We start from the raw sequence: 16,610 nt of genomic DNA on the forward strand, positions 1-16,610 counted from the left end.
TTCCTGGGGGCTGCGCCCCCAGACCCCCGCTAAAAGATTGCGCAGTTCCCCGCGCCCCTAAAAGGGGCGCGGGGAACTGCGCAATCTTTCAACCGCCAGGTGTCAGCGCAGTTCCTCAGGGCACGGTGTCCCCCGCGGGAGCTGGTAGGGCGCCGCCAGGCGGTAGGTGCCCGGCTTGGGGGCCAGGAGTTCGGTCCATTTGTCGCCCGCCGCGGTCTCCTCCGTCGGCATCAGGCAACCGTTGAGGTTGTCGAACGTCTTCGGCGTGCCGTCCTCACGGTGCTTGGACGCCTCCGTCTCCTGCGGCGGCTGCACACTCTTGCCCTTGGCGTCGACGATGCTGAGCCACGGGGAGTACGGCACGCGAATGAGGATGCGCCCCGCCTTCTCCACCTCGATGGTCAGCTCACCCTGCTCCGCGCTGTCGACGACGGCGTTGGGCTCGGCGAGCTGCGCGGGGTCCGTGACCGCGAAGAGCTGCCAGTTCGCGTCGCCCCAGATCTGCCGGAGGTAAGGCATACCGCGCTGGACGAGCTGGCGTTCGCGTTCGCCGCCGTCACCGTCCGGTTCGCCCTTCGGCAGCACCACGTAGTGGACGGCCCAGCGCTGCAGCCACTCGTGGTAGTTCGCGGAGTTGAGGGTGTCGTCGTAGAAGAGCGGGTTGCGCTCCATGTCGGCCTGGCGGTTCCAGCCGCGGGCGAGGTTCACGTACGGGGCGAGGGCGGAGGCCTCCCGGTGGGAACGGGCGGGGACCACTTCCACGCGGCCCTTCTCGGCGCCCACCACCTGAAGCTCGTTGACGAGAGGGGCCAGCTCGCGGGCCCAGGACGCCGCCGGAGTCGTATGCACTATGTCGTCGATCGACTTGAAGCCGATCCACCCGTTGAGCCCGACGATGGCGATGACGAGGGTGTACCACTTGCGCGACTTCGGCACGGTGAAGGGCAGGGCCGCCAGCAGCGTGACGCCCCCGAACAGCATCGGGAGCCGGCTGATGTTGGTGCCGATCTGCGAGCTGATCAGCCAGACGAGGAGGACACCGAGGCCGTACACCGCCGCCGTGATCCGTACCGTCTTCCACTCCTTGGGAACCAGGCAGAAGACCAGGACCGCGTACAGGAACGGCAGGATGACCGAGTACCAGGCCATCGGCTGGGTGCCGGAGAACGGGAACAGCCAGGCCGACACCGCCACCACGAGCGTCGGCGCGATCCCGAGGGCGTATGCGCCGGGGCGGCGCTTCTGGAGGAACAGGGCCACCGCCACCAGGCCGACGAACAGTCCGGCCACCGGCGACGCGGCGGTCGCCAGCGCGGCGAGCGGCGCCGCGCACAGGGCCTTCGCCCAGCGTTTGTAGCGCCAGCGGTACGGCCAGCAGAAGACGATCGCCGTCGCACCGAGCGCGAACACGATGCCCAGGCCGTACGTCACCCGGCCCGAGATCGCGTTGCACAGCAGCGCGAAGACGCCCCCGAGGGCCGGCCACAGCGGGTTCTTCACCGCCCGGCTGCGGATCAGGATCAGCGTCAGCAGGCCCGCCGAGATGGTCCCGGCGATCATCATCGTCGTACGGACGCCGAGCACCGACATCAGATACGGCGACACCACGCTGTACGACACCGGGTGCATCCCGCCGTACCAGGCGAGGTTGTACGCCGAGTCCGGGTGCCGCCCCACGAACTCCGCCCACGCGTCCTGCGCGGCGAGATCCCCGCCACTGTTCGCGAACGTGAAGAACCAGACGATGTGCAGTACGCCGGAGAGGGCGGTGGCGAGGGTGACGGGGTGCCGGAGGAACCGGCTCAGGCGGGTGCTGTGTGCCACCTCGGACGCTTCGTCGCGCCCTCCCTCAGATGTGCGGGCGCGCAGCGGTATTCGCGGGCCTGTTCCTGGGCCCGGATCGGCGTCGTCGGCGTGTGTCGGCTCCGCTGTGGCCACTGCAAGGCACTCCCACTGTCCCGTTTTCCGTCTCGTCCGGGACCCGCGGCTCGCGACCAGCCCCGATCTCGCGACGCTAGCACGCACCCCGTCGGTGGGCGCCCGGGTGGGGCGCCATCGGCGGGGTGCGGTGCGTTCTTTCGTATATGTCGTACGTCACCGGTGCGCGGGTCGGTACCTCACCGGTGCGTACGTCCGTTCCGTACGACTGTTCCTACGGCCGCTGCGTACGGTCCGTTCAGCCGACGCGGGTCAGCTTGGCGCCGAGGGCGGGCTCGGCGAGGTCCGACTGGAGCGCGACGGGGATCTTCACGGCGTGACTGGAGCCGTCGCCGACCGTCAGCTGACCGACGACCGTGCCGGCCTTGCCGCTGTGCGGAACCGCCTTGCCGTCGACCAGGCCGACCGACAGCTTGGTCTTCAGACCGGGCCAGCCGACCGCCGTCATGTTCTTGGTGGCGACGACGGGGGTCTGGCCGCCGAGCTGGTCGTCCACATAGCCGACGACCTGGCCCTTCTTCACGACCGTGGCGGAGATCAGGCTCTGCTGGACCTTGTTGATCAGCTTCTGGCTGTTGGTGAGCGCCAGCTGGAGGCTGTCCCAGACCTTGCCGGTGCCGGCGTTCTGGTTCAGGACGGCTCCGTAGACCGTCTGCGTCTTGCCGTTCACGGTCTTGGTGGCGGCCCACACCAGGTTGCCGCCCGCGGGCGTCGACGAGCCGGTCTTCAGGCCGATCACGCCGACCTGCTTCACCAGCAGGTCATTGTTGTTGTAGATGGTGCTGTCGAGGCCGGGGATCTTGGCGCTGGCCATCCCGACGATGCCGCGGAACACCTCGTCCTGCATGACGGCCTTGGCCAGCTTGAGCTGGTCGGTGGCGGTGCTGACCGTCGTCTTCTCCAGACCGCTCGGGTCCGTGTACGTCGACTTCGTCATGCCGAGCTTCTTGGCCGCGGCATTCATCTTGGCGACGAAGGTCTTGTTGTCGGAGTCCCAGCGGGCCAGCAGCCGTGCCGCGTTGTTGCCCGAGGGGATCATCAGCATCTGGAGCATCTGGCGCTCCGTGAACTGCTGGCCCTTCGACATCGCCGCCGTCGACTCGTCCGGCAGCTTCGACTCGTCCTCGGCCTGCTGGTCGACGGTGATCTTCTCGCCGCCCTCGTTCCCCTTCAGCGGGTGCTCCTGAAGGATCACGTACGCCGTCATGATCTTGGCGACGCTCGCGATGGGGGCGGGCGACTGCTTGCCCTCCGTGCCGAGGCTGCCGACGCCCTCGACCTCGATCGCCGACTGTCCCTGACCCGGCCAGGGCAGGTCGAGCGTGCCGCCGTCGAAGGTGTACGTCTCGTCGGCGGTGAGCGCGAGGGCCGGGGCCGGGAGCGGGCGTACCGCCTGTACGACTGCAAAGATCACCGCGAGCAGCAGGACCAGCGGGGTCCAGATCTTGACCCGCCGCACGACCGTCCGGACCGGGGTCTGCGGGGGCGGCGGCGTGTTCGTCAGCTCGGCCAGCAGATCCAGCGGCGGCTTCGGCGGCAACGGCTGCTGGGTGGTGCGCTCGGGGCCGACCTGCGGGAGGGCGGCGGTCGCGTCGGCGGGGGTGCTCGCGGGCCCGGCCGGGGTCTTCGGCTTCGCGGGGGCCGCCGCCGCGTCGAGCGACTTGAGGGCAACGAACTTGCTGGTGCGCTCGGGGTCGGACTCGGGCTTGACGGTGGGGGTGGGCTTGCTCGCGGGCTTGGCGTCGGACTCGCCTGCGGGCTTGGCGGCGGGCGGCTTGGTGGCGCCGCCCAGCTTGAGCATGGTGGTGGGCTGGTCCACGGCCGGGGGCCGGGGGGCCTTGAAGATGGCGGTGGGCTGGTCGACGGGGGGCTCGGGAGTGGAGTCCTTGGCGTCGACCGGGGACTTGGCCGCCGCGGAAGCCTTGACGTCGGTCGGAGTCTTGGCGTCGGCCGGAGCCTTGGCATCGGCCGGAGCCTTGGCCGCCGCGGAAGCCTTCGGGTCCGTGGAGCTCTTCGCGGCCGCGGAGGCCCGCGGGTCGACCGGGTGCTTGTCCTTCGCGTCAGCGGAGGCCTCCGAGTCGACGGAGTCCTTCGAGTCCCGGGTGTCCACCGGGGACTCGGCGGAAGCCGGGTCCTTCGAGTCCGTGGAGTCCTTGGAGGGGGCCGAGGTGGCCTTCGAGGGCTCCTTCGGGGAGTCCTCCGACGTGCCCTTCGGAGACGCGTCGGCGGGCTCCTTGGGCGAGTCCTCCGACGTGCTCTTCGGACCGGAGGCGGCATCCTTGCCCGAAGTGCCGCCCTCCTCCTCGGGCTTGCCCTCGGGCTCGGCCGCGGGCGCGGAGGCGGTGTCGGAGGCACTCTTGGCCTCGGGCTCCCCCGCGGCAGAAGCCTCGCCGGAGGCGGTGTCATCGTCGGCGGTGGCATCGACATCAACATCGACAGTTGACGCCACGTCAGTCGCCCCCGCCTCACGGTCACCCTCGGCGTCGACCACGGACGCGGCGCTGTCCGCAGCCGCGTCGGAGCCCCTGGAGCCGGAACCCCGTTCCCCGCGCGTCGGCTCGTCGCCGGACGCCGTCGCGCCACCGTCACCCTCGGCGTCCGCCGCGTCGGCGGTGGCGTCGGCGTCGGCCGTCGGCTCGGTGGATTCCTCGTCGGCGGCGTCAGCCACGTCGTCGGTGTCCTCCGTGGCCGTGTCGGTCCCAGGGCGCCCCGCGGCGGAGACCCGGCCGTCACGGCCGGCCGCCGCGGACTCGTCCCCGTCCGCCCCCGCCACCCACGCGGCCACAGCCGCGCGCAGTCGGGAGTCGCCCCCGGGGCCACCCGTGCCGGACCCGGAGGACGCGCCCCCGTCCGACGGGGCATCCTCCGGCGCGGAGGTCCCCTCGGCCTGCTTCAGCGATCGTTCCGCCGCCGCGAGGGCCTTCGTGGAGAACACCGCCGTAGCCTGATCCACCCCGACGGTGGACGCCCGTTCGCGGGCCACCGCCATGCGGGGGTCAGCCGCGGCCGGAGCCGAAGCCGCGGCCGACGCGGCGCCCCGCGCCGGACTCGGAACCGCGGCCGGGGTCCCCGGCGTCGCTTCTGCCGACGACGCCGACGACTCGTGCTGCTTCGACCTGTCGGGGGACTCGCCCGCCACCGATGCCTCCTCCATGGGCCGCACACCCTCCGTGCGCCCAACCGAACCGTGAAAACCCGTGAACCGCCGCCCGGACACCGCTGTCCGAACCATGTACCAGTGTCCTGTGTGAGGGCTTAACCCCTGCGGTAGACGAGAACGACATATCTATCGGTTCCACTACGAACCGGTCACGCACCCTCGACAGACCAATGTGAGAGGGGTCACCCTGTCATTCATCCACGCGGGGAGGCATGGATGGGCAGGAGCCGCAGATCAATTCCGGAAGAGCTTCTACTGCTGGCGCTGGACCCGACCACGGGTACCACCGCACAGCCTCAGTCGCTCGACCTCGGTCTGGCCGGAGCACAGCTAGTAGAGCTGGCGCTGGCCGGACGGATAGCCCCAGACGGGGATCGTATCGCCGTGGTGCAGCCACGGCCGACTGGAGACCCAACGCTGGACTGTGCGTTGGAACTGCTTCGCCGACGCGGAGCACCCGTGCGCGCGGTGAACTGGATTGGCGGACCCCGACTGGGGCTGCGCCAGACCTACCTCTCGCATCTGGAGAGGTGCGGCATGGTCCATGCCGTGGCCGGCCAGATGTGCGGGGTGCTGCCAACGACTCGCTACCAAGCGACGGACACGGAGATCAGCCGGGAGATCAGAGCCCGGCTGGACACCGCGATCCGCACCGGCGTACCGCCGGACCCGCGGACCGCGGCGCTCGCCGCGCTGGCCCATGCGGTCGGTCTCGGCAAGCACCTGTATCCGGGGAACGAGGGACGCTCGTCCCGCTCCCGGCTGCGGGACCTGATCAGGCATGACCCCATGGGCGGCCTCGTGGCCCACGCGGTCATGGACGTTCAGAACGGTGTGGCCGCACAGCCACGCCGTAACCCGGCACCGGCAGGCCGTCCGGCCAGCGCCGGAGTCAGGTCCGCGCCGGAACCCGCCCGCGGTGTTCCGATGCAATCGCGCCACGGTGCCATGGCGCGAGCCGTGGCCCACTGAGCCGTAGCCCCAGGGCCGCGCGAGCTCGACCAGCACCGACGTATGACCAGCACCACCGCACGATCAGTACCGACGCACGATCGGTACCGACGGCACGATCAGGCCGCCAGTACCGAAGGCACCGCAGCACGAACAGCACCGCCATTTTTCACCTCAGCGCCGCACCGCAGTCCCCAGGATCCGGTTCGGGAGCCGCTGGCTCGCGCGGGGCGATGAGGCCGTACGTCCGGACGACGACACGGCCCCACCGCCCCGCGCGGCCGCATGTGCGCGAGCGCCGACGAGGGCCGGGGCAGGCGTATATACACGCCGGATCCCCGAACTGGCGTGTACCCAGCGCATATCCGCTGTTTCCCAGCGGTAGAAAGCACCTTGGTGGCAGTCTGCTCAACAGCAGATACGCAAAGTAGAGGCCCGCAGCCGGAGGTGCACGTCCCGTGGCGTCCAATGTCAATCCCACCGTCCGGCGGCGCCGGCTGGGCCAGGAGCTGCGCCGGCTCCGTGAGCTCAAGGGCATGACGGCCGAAGAGGTCGCCGAGCGGCTCCTGGTCTCGCAGTCCAAGATCAGCCGTCTGGAGAACGGGCGGCGCAGTATCAGCCAGCGAGACGTCCGCGATCTGTGCGGGGTCTACGAGGTGGACGACCACCGGATCGTCGACTCCCTGATGCAGATGGCCAAGGACTCGCGCCAGCAGGGCTGGTGGCACTCCTTCGGCGACATCCCGTACAGCGTCTACATCGGACTGGAAACCGACGCCGCGTCACTGCGCGTCTACGACCCGCAGGTCGTCCCCGGACTCCTCCAGACCCGCCCGTACGCCGAGTCCCTGATCGCGGGAGCCCTGCCCGAGACCGCGCCCGGCGACATCGACAAGCGGGTCCAGGTACGGCTGAAGCGGCAGGAACGAATCTCCGCCCCGGACAACCCGCTGCGCCTGTGGACCGTCCTCGACGAGGCCGCACTGCGCCGCACCGTCGGCAACCGCTCCCTCATGCGCGACCAGCTGGAACACCTCGTCGAGCAGTCCCAACTGCCGCACGTCACCGTGCAGGTGATCCCCTTCGACATGGGCGCACACCCGGGGCTGAACGGCCAGTACGCGATCCTGGAGTTCCCCGACGCGGCCGATTCCAGCGTCGTCTACATCGAGGGCGTCACCAGCGACCTGTACCTGGAGAAGGCGAACGACGTCCAGAAGTACAGCGTGATGTACGAGCATCTGCGGGCGCAGGCCCTGAACGTGGAACAGTCGCGTCAGTTCATCGCGGACATCGCGAAGGAGTACGCGCGCTGAGAGGCATGGGGCGGCCCCACAGGGGTACCCGACGAGAAGGTGCCGGACAATACACCTTCGCCACGTCGGCGCGGAAGACCCCACTGGAATATGCCATCCAGTCGAGTGAATAGTCGCTTCGTCAGCCGATGTTGGCGAGTAGCGTCGATCACGCCACCGAACAACAACGTTGGCGCAATCCGAGCTGCGGGTTCCGGAACGAACCCGCAGCACGGTGACAGCGCGTCGACGCGGGCCGGTGGCGGCAACTCACCGATGAACGACTGCTTACTGGAGAGAACATGCCTATTCAGCAGGGTGCCACCGACACGTGGACCAAGTCTTCCTACTCCACCGGCAACGGCGCCTGCGTCGAGGTCAAGTCCCCGGTTCTCGCGGCGATCGACGTACGGGACTCCAAGGTCACCCAGGGCCCCACACTGGCGTTCCCCGCCGACGCGTGGAACGCCTTCGTCGCCGAGGTGAGCCGGGGAGCTTAAGACCTCACCTGACTCATGACCCACCACAACTTCATAAGACTCACTGACAGAGCCCTCTCGACTGGCCCGCCGTCCCGGCCGAGGGGGCTCGGCATTGACCTCGGCCACCCACTACCCGTCACATGCCGCTTCCTGTCGCTACCTGGCGCTTCCTGTCGCTACCGAAGCAGGTCCACGTACCGATCCGTCCCCGGCACGGTCGGAATGAACGGAGCCACCAACTCCACTCGCCCCAGGCCTGATTCGGCCACCCCCTCGCCCAAGCCCGTGAAGAAGCCCTCCCAGCACTCCCGGGGGTCCGCCTCCAGGAACCACAGCAGGGTCAGCCGCGTATCCACGCCCTCGACCTGCTTGACGTACGTCATGCGGTCGCCGGGGAGGGGGGTCGGGCGGAAGAGGGTGACCATGGCGGCAGGGGAACCCGCCAGGCGCTTCGGGAGGTGGCGGGATCGCAGCCACTCCAGCAACTCGGCGCGTCGCACGGCGGATTCGGCGTCGATGACCTCGACGACCAGGCCCGCGTACGGGTGGTCGAGGGCGTGGAAGTCGCGGGGGCCGGCGGCACCGTCGCGGTAGACGGTGGCCTCGTGGTCCTGGAAGGCCGTGAAGACGTGCGTACGGTCCTGGTAGACGCGGCCGTCGCGATTCAGCCGCTTGTTGATGCCGACGGTCCACTTCATGTGGTCGTCGTAGCGGCCGTCGGTGACCCAGTACGTGGAGATGTAGCAGCCCGCGGTGACGGGCTGGGCGACCGCCGACTTCTCCGGGTAGCGCAGGAGTTGGAGATCGCGGGTCGCCACCCAGCGGCGTCCCGCGTACATCCAGGGCATCGCCATCGCGCCGGCGTAGTAGTGGTCGTCCTCGTACCAGCGGTTGTACGCGTACTCGTGGCCCGGGTGCGGTTCGACCATGGTGATCAGGGCGTGGCCCGGGTGGACGCCGTACGGGCCGAGGGCGGCCAGTTCCGCGTAGGTGTCGCTGCGAGTCTCCTCCGACATGACGATCCCCTTCCTTCTTCCGCCGGACGCCCATACTCTGACGCTCCGTCAGACAATGCGCCAGACTCCGTACGGGACTCAGGGAGGCCGCCGATGTCACTGCTCGCTGGCAAGACCGTCGTGGTGTCGGGGGTAGGGGCCGGTCTCGGCCATCAGGTCGCGGCGGCCGTGGTGCGCGACGGGGGCAACGCGGTGCTCGGGGCGCGCACGGAGGCGAATCTGGCCAAGGCGGCGGCCGACATCGATCCGGACGGCGCGCACACGGCGTACCGGGCGACGGACATCACGGACGAGGGGCAGTGCGAGGCGCTGGCGGCGCTCGCCCTCGACCGTTTCGGGCGGATCGACGCGGTCGCCCATGTGGCCGCCTGGGACAGCTACTTCGGTGGCCTGGAGGACGCCGACTTCACCACCTGGCAGTCGGTCATCGACGTGAATCTGCTCGGCACCCTGCGGATGACCCGCGCCTGCCTGCCCGCGCTGAAGACACGCGGCGGCTCGGTCGTCATCATCGGCACCCAGTCGTCGGTGGCCGCGCCGAGCCAGGTGAGCCAGGCGGCCTACGCGGCGTCGAAGGGTGCGCTGACGAGCGCGATGTACTCCATGGCCCGGGAACTCGGCCCGCACCGGATCCGGGTCAACACCGTGCTGCCCGGCTGGATGTGGGGCCCGCCCGTCGAGGCGTACGTACAGTTCACCGCCCACACCGAGGGTGTACCGGAGGCGGACGTACTGAAGCGGCTCGCCGAGCGGATGGCCCTGCCCGAGCTGGCCACGGACGGGGATGTGGCGGACGCCGTGGCGTTCCTGGCGTCCGACCGGGCGCGGGCGATCACGGGGCAGTCGCTGCTCGTGAACGCCGGCGAACTCATGCGTTAGAGGAAGATCCTCGATCACTGTCGGGGGGGACTTCCGTCCGCCGTACGCACCGACAACCGCTGTACCGATGTTCCCCGCGGCCGAAGTTGAGAGCCACCCGTCCCGACCTGGTACGACATGCCGCTTTTGGCGTAATGGGCTCTTCAGGCTGGCCGGCCACGTCACTCTGTGCGGGTTGATCACGGTCGTGTCAGGAGCCCGTGTGTACAGATGAGTGGGTCTCGAGCGGATCTGCCGTGACCGCCGGGTGGACCCGCGCGTGTCGGGGCGGGCGTCGGTTCTGCGGTGCAAGGTGAGCCGGGCCAGCTCCAAGCCCCCGAGGCCGAACACCGTGCCGTCCCGTGAGCGGCCCCTCGGAACACCCATCGAGCAGGCGAAATCGGCTCTGGTGGAGTGAAGGAGGCGGCCATGGCGGACAGCGAGCGGTGGCCTGACAAGGCCATGGTGGACCGGTCTGAAGGGTTCGGCGAGCGGCTACTGGGGGTGCTGCTGGACCGGGCGCACGAGATGCCGCCGCAGCTGATCGCCCCGCTGGTCGCGGAAGAGGTGGCCAGGGTCGGCGGCCGCGACGTCTCGATCCTCCTTCAGGACTACGGCCAGCGGGTGCTGGTGCCGCTGCCGGGCAGGCGGCTGACCGTCGGCGAGCCCGAGCCGATCGGTGACTCCCACGCCGGCACGGCCTTCCTGTCCGCGACGCCTGTGGAGGTGTCACAGGCCGACGGTGTCCGGATGTACCTGCCGTTGCTGGACGGCAGCGACCAGGTGGGAGTGATGGCCCTCACCCTGGACACCGCCGATGACGACGACCGGCGACTGCTGCGCAGGCTCGCCGGCCTGGTCGCCGACACTCTGGTCACCAAGCACAGCTACACCGACCGGTTCTTCCAGGCCCGGCGCCGCGAGCCGATGAGCGTGGCCGCGGAGATCCAGTGGTCCCTGATGCCCCCGCTGGCCATGTCCGTCCCGCAGGTCGAGGTGGCCGGAATCCTCGAGCCCGCCTACAAGGTCGCCGGCGACAGCTTCGACTACGCCCTCAATGACGACATCCTGCATCTGGCGGTGATCGACGCGATGGGCCACGGCCTGAACGCCGCCACCATGGCGACCGTCGCTATCGGCGCCTACCGGCACGCCAGACGCGCCGACGTCGGACTGGCTGAGATCTACGCGTTCATGGACCGGGCCATCGCCGGGCAGTTCGGGCCCGAGCACTTCGTCACCGCGCAGATGATGCGCCTGGATATCACAACGGGCCATCTGCAATGGGTCAACGCGGGCCATCCCGCACCGCTGCTGATCCGTAACCACGAGGTCGTCCAGCAACTGGAGAGCCCGACCACCCTGCCGGTCGGCTTCGGCGGTGAACAGCCCCTGATCAGCGAGCAGACCCTCCAACGCGGCGACCGGGTGCTGTGCTTCACCGACGGCCTCATCGAGGAGCACGAAGCCGGCGAAGAGCAGTTCGGCGAGGAACAACTCGTCCACTGGATCAACCGCATCGAGCACGCGGAGAAACGAGTGCGTGCGGTGGTGCGCGCCCTCTCCCACGCCCTGATGGAGGAACGGGGCGGCACGACCAGCGACGACGCGACCCTCTTCCTGATGGAGTGGCGCGGGGGCGCCGCCGATCACCTCGCCGCCCTGGACTGAGCCGAAAGCCGCACCACGATTGCGGAGCCCACGCCCCGAGGCCGGAAATGTCGGAGTCAGCCATGTGGATCCGCCCGTCTACGGGGTGCGGCCGTGCCTCGTCGCAGGTCGGCACCGGCGCCCGGCCGACGACGTACGCGAGCCCGCCGTCGTTTCACGGTGATCCCGCCGCCCGCACCGCTGCTCTGCACCGCGCCTTCGCCGGAAAATACCTGGTCAAACCGGTTTATAGTCCATCGAACGGGCGTACAGTAAAAGCACCGGAAGTACTTCGCGCACCCGCTTTCACGCGGGTGTCATTTCCGGCGATCGCATAAAAACCGGACTGCCGACGGGCAGTCCGGGGGCAGGTCCGCATCATGATCACGACCTTCGACCGGACCACGCCCCGCGACCTCGCCGCAGAGCTCCCGGCACGCTTGTCCCTCACCCCGAAGACCACCCTCGCCGGCCAGCTGGACGGGGCCTGGTGGCCCTACTCCCGCGACCTTGCAGCCGAGCTCCCACCGCTCGCCGCCGCCCTGGAGGAACCCTGGGGGCGCATCACCCGCGTCACCGTGAACCCCACCCGCTGGCCGGTCATCCCCCACACGGTGCCCGTGGACGGGCGCACGCTGCACGTGGCCTGGTTCACCGAACAGGACCCCGACAAGCTGATCCTGCTCTCCTACACCGTGGGGCGCTGGGACCTCCTCGTCATCCCGCCCGAGACCGAGCCCGCCGCCGCGGCCCGCCTGATGGCCGCCGCCGCGATCCCCGGCAGCGTCCTCACCGCCGGCGTCCTGATGGCCGACGAAGCCGCCATCAGGCACGGCATCCGCGACGCCGTGCGCCGGGAAGCCACCTGGGAGGGCGAAGGCGGGGCCTGCATGTCCCCCTTCGGGTACCCGATGGGACGAAGCGCCCTCCGTCTGCCCGAAAGCACCTGGAGGTGAGCGACATGGAGACCATCGTCCTCGTCGCGCTGATCATCCTGGCAATCGGCATCGGAATGCTCCGGATCCACCTGCTGAACGCCCAGCACGACGCGCGGATCGCGGCCTACCACTTCAGCGACCCCCTGCCGAGACCTCCCGGCCTGCCGGACGACACCAGTCGTCGAGCCCACCGCACGGATGCCGACCGGTGAGGAACAGACCGAACAGACCTTCCTCCGGCCCGGGGCAGCGGGCGGGGCGCCACGGCGCCCCCACCCGCCGGCTTCTCGCCCACTCCGAAAGGGAGCACCCCCGCGTGAAGTACATCGAGAACGAGACCCAGATACTGCCGAAGCTCGGGTACGCCGAGGTCCGGATCATCGCGCACACGCCCGAAGCCGCCCGCGCGGTCGCGGAAGCGCTTCGTCACTGCTTCGCCGGAGCGGAACAGCGCAGCTATCCCGGCTTCGGCGGCGGCACTCGCCTCCACCTCACCGTGGACACGGCAGCACCCGCCGGCCCCGCCCGCTCCTGGCTGGCCGCCAGCCGGACCCCTGCCGGCGCGGGCGCCCACTCCGACGAAATCTGAGAGCCCCGGGCCCGGAGCCCACCCCCGCACACGAGAGGACGCGGTCATGGCCACACTGCGGGAACGCAAGACCTACCGCGAACAGGTGCTCCAGGTCCTGTACAAAGCCGTCGAAGGCAACCGCCTCCTCGGCATCACCGGGGCACAGCTGCGGCACGACCTCCACGTACCGGAACAGGACCTGGCCGCCGCCTGCACCTACCTGGCGGGCGAAGGCCTGATCACCGTCGACTGGGACACGGGCAACACCCCCGCGATGGTCACCCTCACCCACGAGGGAATCCGGCGCATGGAATCCGAGGAGGAAGAGCACGACTGAATCCCCTCACACACGTCGACTGGCACCCGATAATCCCAGGTCAGATGCCTCATCGAAGCCTGGCGGGGCATAGATTCGACCGTTCCGTCGGTCCCCACGGCCGGGGTTGGCGCGCCGGCGCTCCCTTCTCAGGCGTACGGGACCCGCATCCCGCACGGCCGTCGACTTGTTGTTGCTGCTTGCTGTCACTGCTTGCCATGGTTGCTTGCCATGGCTGCTTGTCGTTGCTGCTGTGGGTCTGACGAAGTGCCCGCTCATCGTGTGTTCCACGTCACGAGCACGACAACAGCCGTACGGGTAAAGTAGAAGCAAAATCGTTCTGCTTTCTGATCTGTGTTCATATCTGTGACCGCAGGAGGTCTTGACCGGCTGGTCGGACCAGCGGTTCAATCCCCGAAGTCCCCGCTCCCGCAACGGGGGCGCCGCCCATGTGCGTACTGGCGAAGTGCCGTCCGGTATCTGCAAGTTCACAAGGCGGACCCCTGGAGGGGGCACATGAACGGTCTCGACTGGGCCGTCCTGGTCGCGTACTTCGGCGTCATGACCGCGATCGGTGTCTGGTCCCACAAGCGTGTGGACGATGTCAGCGACTTCTTCACCGCGGGCGGCAAGATGCCGTGGTGGCTGTCCGGCATCTCGCACCACATGTCGGGCTACAGCGCGGTGATGTTCACCGGATACGCCGGCATCGCGTACACGTACGGCATCACGTCGTACGTCACCTGGGCGCTGCCCATCGCCATCGGCGTGGCCATCGGCGCCAAGGCGTTCGCGCCCCGCCTCAACAGGCTGCGCTCGCGACTGCACGTCGCCTCACCCCTGGAGTACCTCAAGGACCGCTACAACGTGCCGACGCAGCAGGCACTCGCCTGGTCCGGCATCCTGCTGAAGATCGTGGACGTCGGCGCGAAGTGGGCCGCGATCTCGACCCTGCTCACCGTCTTCACCGGGGTCACCCTCACCCAGGGCATCCTCATCACCGGCAGCATCACGGCCGTGTACTGCACGATCGGCGGGCTGTGGGCCGACGCGCTCACCGAACTCGGCCAGTTCGTCATCCAGTTGCTGGCCGGTGTCTCGATGCTGGTCATCGCGCTGAACAAGATCTCCGACCAGGGCGGCCTGTCCAAGGCGCTGGACTCGCCGAAGCTGAACGGTCACGCGGACGGTTTCGCGGGCCCGTATCTGACGGTGTTCTTCATCGCCTATCTCTTCATCAAGCTGTTCGAGTACAACGGCGGCATGTGGAACCAGGCCCAGCGCTACATGGCGACGGGCAGTGCCAAGCAGGCAACGCGGTCCGCCTTCCTCTCCGCCGGCCTGTGGTTCGTGTGGCCGGTGATCCTCTTCATCCCCATGTGGCTGTCGCCGCTGCTGGTGACGGCGAAGAAGCCCGACGGGTCGGACGCGTACGGCCTGATGACCGAACAGCTCCTCCCCCACGGCCTGTTGGGCCTGGTGGTCGTCGGCTTCTTCTCCCACACGATGGCCATGTGCTCCTCGGACGCCAACGCCATCGCGGCAGTCTTCACCCGGGACGTGGCGCCGGTGCTGTCGAAGGCCGCGCGAGCCTGGGACACCCGGGCCGGTCTGATCGCGGGGCGCGTCACGACGGTCGCCTTCCTCGGCTTCTCCATGGCCGTGGCGACGCAGGTCAACTCCCCCGCCTTCAAGGACATCATCACCGTCGTCATCAAGTGGGTGGCCGGACTCATGGGCCCGATCGCGATCCCGTTCATCCTGGGCCTGCTCCGACCGTTCCGTAAGTCCGGCCCGACGGCGGCCCTGACCAGCTGGGCCTGCGGCCTGCTCGCCTTCTTCTTCGTCAACTACAACCTGGACTTCTCCCAGCGCACCGATGTGAAGCTGGAATACCAGGTCTCCGTCCCCATGGCCATCTCCCTCGTCCTGTACATCCTCATCGGCTTCCTGAAGCCCGAGGACACGCCGGAGCGGGACGCGATCATCGAGAAGATCAACACCGATGACGACGACGGGGCTATGGGGGTGGCGATCCCGGCCCAGGCGGACGGGGCGGACACGGCGAGCCCGTCCGGCGTTTAGTTGGTTGGTTTGGTTGTTCGTTCGGCTGCGGGTGGGTGGGGGCGGCTTGTGCTTTTAGGGGCGCGGGGAACTGCGCGACAAGCCCCCACCGGCCCGCAGCCGACGCACAACCCAGGGGGTCTGGGGGCGCAGCCCCCAGGGATGGGACGGGTAGGGGCGGCGGGGGCGAAGAACCCCTCGGTGTCAGCCCCGTGGGTAGCGGGCCAGCCAGCCCGGTGAGGAGCCGCCCGGGCCGTGGAGGGCCGGACCCTGGGTCATCTCCATCGCGAAGTCGTCGGCGAGGACGAGGATGGTGGGACGGCCCTCCAGCTCGGCCAGCCAGGCCGGCGGGAGCGCAGTCTCGCCGTGCAGGGCGCCCAGCAGCCCCCCGGTGAGCGCCCCCGCCACACCGGAGGCCCCACCCTGGTTCACCGCGAGGCACAACCCGTGCCGGATGTCCTCCCCGACCAGCGCGCAGTACACCGCGACCGCCAGCGCCCCCTCCGCCGTACCGTCCCCGGCGAGTTCCTCCACCCGCCCCGGCGACGGCATCCCCTGCCGCACGGCGCCCAGCGCGTGCTGGAGCGCGTCGGTGACGGGCTCGTGCCCCGGCCGTGCGGCAAGCACCGCCAGCGCCCGCTGCACGCCCCCGTCGAGGCTCTCGCCCCGGGCCAGCGCGTGCACGATCACGGCGTACGCGCCCGCCGACAGGTACGCGGTGGGGTGGCCGTGGGTCTGCGCCGCGCACTCCACGGCGAGCTGCACCACGAGCTGCGGCTCCCAGCCGACGAGGAGCCCGAAGGGCGCGGAGCGGGCGGCGGCCTCGGGCCCGGGCTCGCCGGGGTTCTTGGGCGCGTCCGGCGTGCCCATGGTCTCGTCACCGAGGCCGAGCAGACAGGACCGGGCCGGGTCGCGGCGGGCGTACAGCCATTCCTCGCGGGCCAGCCAGCCGTCGTCCTTGCGGCGCTCGTCGGGCCCCCAGTCGCTCTGGGTGGCCGCCCAGCGGCGGTAGGCCCGGTGGAGGTCGGTCGGCGGATGCCAGGCGCCGGTGTCGCGGCGCACCTGGGCACGGATCAGCCCGTCGACGCTGAACAGCGTGAGCTGGGTGAGGTGCGTGACGGCACCGCGTCTGCCGTATCCGAAGGCCAGGTCGGTGAGGCCCTCCGCGCCGTACGCCTCCCGGATCTCCTCCAGACTGAGCCCGTCGAGCGGCGCGCCCAGGGCGTCGCCGACGGCGGCCCCCAGCAGCGTTCCGCGCACCCTGCTGCGGAAGTCCTGCTGTTCGGCACGGCCCCAGACGGCACCGGCTGTCGCACCCACCGAGACCTCCCGAGGCACGTCCTTACGTCCGACAGCTCAGCACTGTAATCG

Annotated in this window: 14 protein-coding genes; 10 read left to right on the top strand and 4 right to left on the bottom strand. The window is 69.5% G+C overall.

The annotated features are described in order from the left end of the window. Positions 1 to 102: 102 nt before the first annotated feature. Entirely contained in the window at positions 103 to 1,938 is a 1,836-nt protein-coding gene (locus AB5J50_RS22325; protein ID WP_369260173.1) for an MFS transporter, read from the bottom strand. A gap of 238 nt (positions 1,939 to 2,176) precedes the next feature. Then, entirely contained in the window at positions 2,177 to 5,092 is a 2,916-nt protein-coding gene (locus AB5J50_RS22330; RefSeq protein ID WP_369260174.1) for a serine hydrolase, read from the bottom strand. A gap of 222 nt (positions 5,093 to 5,314) precedes the next feature. Between AB5J50_RS22330 and AB5J50_RS22335 the strand changes: the two genes are divergently transcribed. The 3 genes from AB5J50_RS22335 to AB5J50_RS22345 all read left to right on the top strand — a co-directional run bounded on the left by AB5J50_RS22335 (position 5,315) and on the right by AB5J50_RS22345 (position 7,844). After that, entirely contained in the window at positions 5,315 to 6,070 is a 756-nt protein-coding gene (locus tag AB5J50_RS22335) for a GPP34 family phosphoprotein (protein WP_327429524.1), read from the top strand. Between the two features lie 437 nt (positions 6,071 to 6,507). Next, positions 6,508 to 7,365, top strand: coding sequence for a helix-turn-helix transcriptional regulator (locus AB5J50_RS22340; RefSeq protein WP_327429525.1), 858 nt, complete (start codon positions 6,508 to 6,510; stop codon positions 7,363 to 7,365). 281 nt (positions 7,366 to 7,646) lie between these two features. Continuing rightward, positions 7,647 to 7,844, top strand: coding sequence for a DUF397 domain-containing protein (locus AB5J50_RS22345; protein ID WP_369260175.1), 198 nt, complete (start codon positions 7,647 to 7,649; stop codon positions 7,842 to 7,844). Positions 7,845 to 8,002: 158 nt separating this feature from the next. Here the strand turns inward: AB5J50_RS22345 and AB5J50_RS22350 are convergent, their stop codons facing one another. Then, positions 8,003 to 8,842: a hypothetical protein gene (locus AB5J50_RS22350; RefSeq protein ID WP_369260176.1), complete on the bottom strand. Its 840-nt coding sequence runs from the start codon at positions 8,840 to 8,842 to the stop codon at positions 8,003 to 8,005. A gap of 93 nt (positions 8,843 to 8,935) precedes the next feature. Here AB5J50_RS22350 and AB5J50_RS22355 point away from each other — a divergent pair, with 93 nt between their 5' ends. The 7 genes from AB5J50_RS22355 (at position 8,936) to AB5J50_RS22385 (ending at position 15,260) form a co-directional block, all read left to right on the top strand. Further along, complete coding sequence (locus AB5J50_RS22355) at positions 8,936 to 9,721, top strand: SDR family oxidoreductase (protein WP_330305301.1); 786 nt, start codon at positions 8,936 to 8,938, stop codon at positions 9,719 to 9,721. A 408-nt stretch (positions 9,722 to 10,129) separates the two neighbouring features. Then, complete coding sequence (locus AB5J50_RS22360) at positions 10,130 to 11,371, top strand: PP2C family protein-serine/threonine phosphatase (protein WP_369260177.1); 1,242 nt, start codon at positions 10,130 to 10,132, stop codon at positions 11,369 to 11,371. A gap of 359 nt (positions 11,372 to 11,730) precedes the next feature. Continuing rightward, positions 11,731 to 12,306 (top strand): DUF5994 family protein, encoded by a 576-nt coding sequence (locus AB5J50_RS22365; protein WP_369260178.1) that lies wholly within the window; start codon positions 11,731 to 11,733, stop codon positions 12,304 to 12,306. Positions 12,307 to 12,311: 5 nt separating this feature from the next. Next, a complete protein-coding gene (locus AB5J50_RS22370; protein WP_369260179.1) occupies positions 12,312 to 12,500 on the top strand; it encodes a hypothetical protein in 189 nt (62 codons plus the stop codon). A gap of 104 nt (positions 12,501 to 12,604) precedes the next feature. Next, a complete protein-coding gene (locus tag AB5J50_RS22375) occupies positions 12,605 to 12,877 on the top strand; it encodes a hypothetical protein (protein ID WP_369260180.1) in 273 nt (90 codons plus the stop codon). Between the two features lie 46 nt (positions 12,878 to 12,923). Beyond that, positions 12,924 to 13,196: a hypothetical protein gene (locus AB5J50_RS22380; protein ID WP_369260181.1), complete on the top strand. Its 273-nt coding sequence runs from the start codon at positions 12,924 to 12,926 to the stop codon at positions 13,194 to 13,196. Between the two features lie 495 nt (positions 13,197 to 13,691). Beyond that, on the top strand, positions 13,692 to 15,260 hold the full coding sequence (locus AB5J50_RS22385) for a sodium:solute symporter family protein (RefSeq protein ID WP_369260182.1): 1,569 nt from the start codon (positions 13,692 to 13,694) through the stop codon (positions 15,258 to 15,260). A 183-nt stretch (positions 15,261 to 15,443) separates the two neighbouring features. Here AB5J50_RS22385 and AB5J50_RS22390 read toward each other — a convergent pair whose 3' ends face one another. Continuing rightward, a complete protein-coding gene (locus AB5J50_RS22390; RefSeq protein ID WP_369260183.1) occupies positions 15,444 to 16,559 on the bottom strand; it encodes an ADP-ribosylglycohydrolase family protein in 1,116 nt (371 codons plus the stop codon). Positions 16,560 to 16,610: the final 51 nt, after the last annotated feature.

It is taken from the genome of Streptomyces sp. R35, from assembly GCF_041053035.1.
Classification (GTDB): Bacteria; Actinomycetota; Actinomycetes; order Streptomycetales; family Streptomycetaceae; genus Streptomyces; species Streptomyces lutosisoli.

What these genes read in the sequence shown, in the direction of transcription:
- AB5J50_RS22365 (WP_369260178.1), top strand. Translation starts at nt 11,731, where the DNA reads ATGATCACGACCTTCGACCGGACCACGCCCCGCGACCTCGCCGCAGAG.
- AB5J50_RS22370 (WP_369260179.1), top strand. Translation starts at nt 12,312, where the DNA reads ATGGAGACCATCGTCCTCGTCGCGCTGATCATCCTGGCAATCGGCATC.
- AB5J50_RS22350 (WP_369260176.1), bottom strand. Translation starts at nt 8,842, where the DNA reads ATGTCGGAGGAGACTCGCAGCGACACCTACGCGGAACTGGCCGCCCTC.
- AB5J50_RS22345 (WP_369260175.1), top strand. Translation starts at nt 7,647, where the DNA reads ATGCCTATTCAGCAGGGTGCCACCGACACGTGGACCAAGTCTTCCTAC.
- AB5J50_RS22380 (WP_369260181.1), top strand. Translation starts at nt 12,924, where the DNA reads ATGGCCACACTGCGGGAACGCAAGACCTACCGCGAACAGGTGCTCCAG.
- AB5J50_RS22330 (WP_369260174.1), bottom strand. Translation starts at nt 5,092, where the DNA reads ATGGAGGAGGCATCGGTGGCGGGCGAGTCCCCCGACAGGTCGAAGCAG.
- AB5J50_RS22355 (WP_330305301.1), top strand. Translation starts at nt 8,936, where the DNA reads ATGTCACTGCTCGCTGGCAAGACCGTCGTGGTGTCGGGGGTAGGGGCC.
- AB5J50_RS22385 (WP_369260182.1), top strand. Translation starts at nt 13,692, where the DNA reads ATGAACGGTCTCGACTGGGCCGTCCTGGTCGCGTACTTCGGCGTCATG.
- AB5J50_RS22360 (WP_369260177.1), top strand. Translation starts at nt 10,130, where the DNA reads ATGGCGGACAGCGAGCGGTGGCCTGACAAGGCCATGGTGGACCGGTCT.
- AB5J50_RS22335 (WP_327429524.1), top strand. Translation starts at nt 5,315, where the DNA reads ATGGGCAGGAGCCGCAGATCAATTCCGGAAGAGCTTCTACTGCTGGCG.